Source organism: Burkholderia sp. HMSC10F09 (assembly GCF_001806955.1).
Classification (GTDB): Bacteria; Pseudomonadota; Gammaproteobacteria; order Burkholderiales; family Burkholderiaceae; genus Burkholderia; species Burkholderia multivorans.
This window is the reverse complement of sequence record NZ_KV786877.1, coordinates 1-4,038: the sequence shown is the minus strand read 5'-3', so window position 1 is coordinate 4,038 and position 4,038 is coordinate 1. Positions and strand designations below refer to the sequence as shown.

The 4,038-nt window shown below is 68.4% G+C and carries 5 protein-coding genes; all 5 read left to right on the top strand.

Translation table 11 applies throughout. The annotated features are described in order from the left end of the window. On the top strand, window positions 1-933 hold a 933-nt coding region (gene thiE / locus HMPREF3115_RS24525), incomplete at its 5' end, for a thiamine phosphate synthase (RefSeq protein WP_083302290.1). Between the two features lie 94 nt (window positions 934-1,027). Continuing rightward, entirely contained in the window at window positions 1,028-1,849 is an 822-nt protein-coding gene (locus HMPREF3115_RS24520) for an ABC transporter ATP-binding protein (protein WP_006400595.1), read from the top strand. Continuing rightward, entirely contained in the window at window positions 1,846-2,613 is a 768-nt protein-coding gene (mlaE, locus tag HMPREF3115_RS24515; protein WP_006400594.1) for a lipid asymmetry maintenance ABC transporter permease subunit MlaE, read from the top strand. The genes HMPREF3115_RS24520 and mlaE overlap by 4 nt, the downstream gene beginning before the upstream one ends. Window positions 2,614-2,637: 24 nt before the next feature. After that, a complete protein-coding gene (mlaD, locus tag HMPREF3115_RS24510) occupies window positions 2,638-3,207 on the top strand; it encodes an outer membrane lipid asymmetry maintenance protein MlaD (RefSeq protein ID WP_006406986.1) in 570 nt (189 codons plus the stop codon). 30 nt (window positions 3,208-3,237) lie between these two features. Further along, window positions 3,238-4,038: MlaA family lipoprotein (locus HMPREF3115_RS24505; RefSeq protein ID WP_070556452.1), on the top strand; the 801-nt coding region annotated here is incomplete at its 3' end.

Genomic DNA, 4,038 nt, shown 5'->3' with positions numbered 1-4,038 from the left:
GGGCAGGCGCGCGCATCGGCCGTGTCGCGGCCCGCATCGCCGAACGCCGTCGCGATCGAATTCGACGAGCGCGGCGCGGCGCTGCACGCGGCCGGCGCGCGCTACGCGCTCGATGCCGCGCATGCGCTCGCGGACGACTGGATCGCGGCGCTCGCCGCGTTTCTCGATTGCGGTTTCGCGCCGCTCGACGCGCTGGTGCTCGCGCTCGCGTGGCGCGACGGCGACGAGACGCGCGCCGACGACGCATGGCCCGTCGACGCCGCGCAGTTTCCGCGCGTCGCCGGGCTGCCGGCCGCCGCCGAGCCGGCATTCGCGCCATGCCCGGCGCGCCTGGGCCTCTATCCGGTCGTACCGGACGCCGAGTGGGTCGAACGCGTGCTCGACTGCGGCGTGCAGACGGTACAGCTGCGCGTGAAGGGCGCGGCGCCGGACGCGCTGCGCCGCGAAATCGCGCGCGCGGTCGCGGCGGGCCGCCGCTATCCGGATGCGCGCGTGTTCATCAACGATTACTGGCAGATCGCGGCAGATGAGGGCGCGTACGGCGTACATCTCGGTCAGGAAGATCTCGAAACCGCCGATCTCGCCGCGCTCGCACGCGCGGGGCTGCGGCTCGGGCTGTCGAGCCATGGCTATTACGAGATGCTGCGCGCACTGCACGAGCGGCCGAGCTACCTCGCGCTCGGGCCCGTGTTCGCGACCGCGACCAAGGCCGTTGCCGCGCCGCCGCAGGGGCTCGCGCGGATTGCGTGCTACGCGCGCTTCGCCGGCTCGAGCGTGCCGCTCGTCGCGATCGGCGGCGTCGGGCTCGACGCCTTGCCGGCCGTGCTCGCGACCGGCGTCGGCAGCGTCGCGGTGGTCAGCGCGGTGACCGGCGCGGCCGATTACCGCGCGGCGATTACTGCGCTGCAGCGGTGCTTTGTGCCCCCTATTTGACAATCGTTGACCGCGCGGTCGGGAAAGGCGTCACGACATCATTCCGAGGCAGGCCCTATAATTCGGCGTTCTGCGTAAAAGGACTGTCCGCTCCGTGAGCCCCTCTCCTACCGAGACACTGCTGGAACTTCGCGACGTCGACTTTGGCTACGGCGACCGCCTCGTGCTGTCGAACCTGAACATGCGCTTCGGGCGCGGGCAGGTGGTCGCGGTGATGGGCGGGTCGGGTTGCGGCAAGACGACCGTGCTGCGCCTGATCGGCGGGCTCGTGCGCGCGCGTCGCGGCCAGGTGCTGTTCGACGGCGCCGACGTCGGCGCGCAGACGCGCGACGGCCTGTACGCGCTGCGCCGCAAGATGGGGATGCTGTTCCAGTTCGGCGCGCTGTTTACCGACATGTCGGTGTTCGACAACGTCGCGTTCGCGCTGCGCGAGCACACCGACTTGCCCGAAGAGCTGATCCGCGACCTCGTGCTGATGAAGCTGAACGCGGTGGGCCTGCGCGGCGCGCGCGACCTGATGCCGTCCGAGGTGTCGGGCGGCATGGCGCGCCGCATCGCGCTCGCGCGCGCGATCGCGCTCGATCCGCAACTGATCATGTACGACGAGCCGTTCGCGGGCCTCGACCCGATCTCGCTCGGTATCACCGCGAATCTGATCCGCACGCTGAACCAGGCGCTCGGCGCGACGTCGATCCTCGTCACGCACGACGTGCCGGAATCGTTCGCGATCGCCGACTACGTCTACTTCCTGGCCAACGGCGGCGTGCTCGCGCAGGGCACGCCCGACGAGCTGCGCGCCTCGACCGATCCGAGCGTGCGTCAGTTCATCGACGGCGCGCCGGACGGCCCGTTCAAATTTCATTACACGAGCCCGCCGCTGGCGGCGGATTTCGGGCTCGGCGGAGGACGCGCATGATCAGCGCGATCGGACGTTACGTCATCGGCGGCCTCGAACGCGCGGGCTACGGCACGCGGCTGTTCGTGCGCCTCGTGCTCGAATTCTTCCCGCTGCTGCGCCGGCCGCGGCTCGTCACGAAGCAGATCCACTTCCTCGGCAACTACTCGTTCGTGATCATCGCCGTGTCGGGGCTGTTCGTCGGCTTCGTGCTCGGGCTGCAGGGCTATTACACGCTGAACCGCTACGGCTCCGAGCAGGCACTCGGGCTGCTCGTCGCGCTGTCGCTCGTGCGCGAGCTCGGCCCGGTCGTCACGGCGCTGCTGTTCGCGGGGCGCGCGGGCACGTCGTTGACCGCCGAGATCGGGCTGATGAAGGCCGGCGAGCAGCTGACCGCGCTCGAAATGATGGCCGTCGATCCGATCAAGACGGTGATCGCGCCGCGTATGTGGGCCGGGATCATCACGATGCCGCTGCTCGCGGCGATCTTCAACGCGGTCGGCGTGCTCGGCGGCTATTTCGTCGGCGTCGTGCTGATCGGCGTCGACCCGGGCGCGTTCTGGTCGCAGATGCAGGGCGGCGTCGAAGTGTGGGCCGACGTCGGCAACGGCGTGCTGAAAAGCATCGTGTTCGGCTTCGCGGTGACCTTCATTGCACTGTTTCAAGGGTACGAGGCGAAGCCCACGCCCGAGGGCGTGTCGCGTGCGACGACCAAGACCGTCGTGTTCGCATCGCTTGCCGTACTCGGTCTCGATTTCCTGCTGACCGCGCTGATGTTCAGCTAAGCCTCAGCCAAGCCAAATTTTGGGATGACGATGAAAAAGACTGCTCTCGACTTCTGGGTCGGCCTGTTCGTGGTGGTGGGGTTCGTTGCGCTGCTGTTCCTTGCGCTGAAGGTCGGCAACATGAGCTCGCTGTCGTTTCAGCCGACGTATTCGGTGAGGATGAAGTTCGACAACATCGGCGGGCTGAAGCCGCGTGCGGCCGTGAAGAGCGCCGGTGTCGTGGTCGGCCGCGTAAAGTCGATCGGCTTCGATCCGAATACCTATCAGGCGGTCGTGACGGTCGATCTCGACAGCCAGTATCCGTTTCCGAAGGATTCGTCCGCGAAGATCCTGACGTCGGGCCTGCTCGGCGAGCAATATATCGGACTCGATCCGGGCGGCGACACCGAGATGCTGAAGACGGGCGACACGATCGCGATGACGCAGTCGGCGATCGTGCTCGAAAACCTGATCGGGCAATTCCTGTACAGCAAGGCGGCCGACGCGGGCGGCTCGAAGCCGGCTGCAGGCGCAGCGGGGGCGCCCGGCGCGCCGGCCGCACCGGCTCCCGTGCCGGTGCCGGCGTCGGCGGTCGCGGGTTCGGCCGCACAATAAACACACAAGAGAACAAAGAGGGTAACCAACATGCAGACGATCCGGATCAGGCACGCCGCGCTCGCGGCTGTGGCCGTCGCCGCGTTGAGCGGCTGCGCGACCGTGCAGACGCCGACCAAGGGCGATCCGCTCGAAGGCTTCAACCGCACGATGTACAAGTTCAACGACACCGTCGACACGTACGCGCTGAAGCCGGTCGCGAAGGGCTATCAGTACGTGGTGCCGCAGCCGGTGCGCGACAGCGTGACGAACTTCTTCTCGAACATCGGGGACGTCTATATCGCGGCGAACAACCTCGTGCAGCTGCGCATCGCGGACGGCGTCGGCGACCTGATGCGCGTCGTGATCAACACGGTATTCGGCGTCGGCGGCCTGTTCGACGTCGCGACGATCGCGAAGCTGCCGAAGCACACGGCCGATTTCGGGATCACGATGGGCCGCTACGGCGTGCCGTCGGGCCCGTACCTCGTGCTGCCGCTGCTCGGCCCGAGCACGCTGCGCGATGCGGCCGGCCTGGGCGTCGACTACGTCGGCAATCCGCTCACCTACGTGAAGCCGGACAGCGTGAGCTGGGGGCTGTACGGCGTGAACCTCGTCAACACGCGCGCGAACCTGCTCGGCGCGGGCGACGTGCTCGATGCCGCGGCGCTCGACAAGTATTCGTTCGTGCGCAACGCCTATCTGCAGCGCCGCCAGATGCTGATCAACAACGCACGCGGCGAGGCCGGCGCGCCGGCGTCGAACGACGCGCTGCCGCAGTACGAGCTGCCGGACGACACGGCGGCCCCGGCGGCAGCCGGCGCAGCAGGCAGCGCGGGTGCCGCGGCGGTC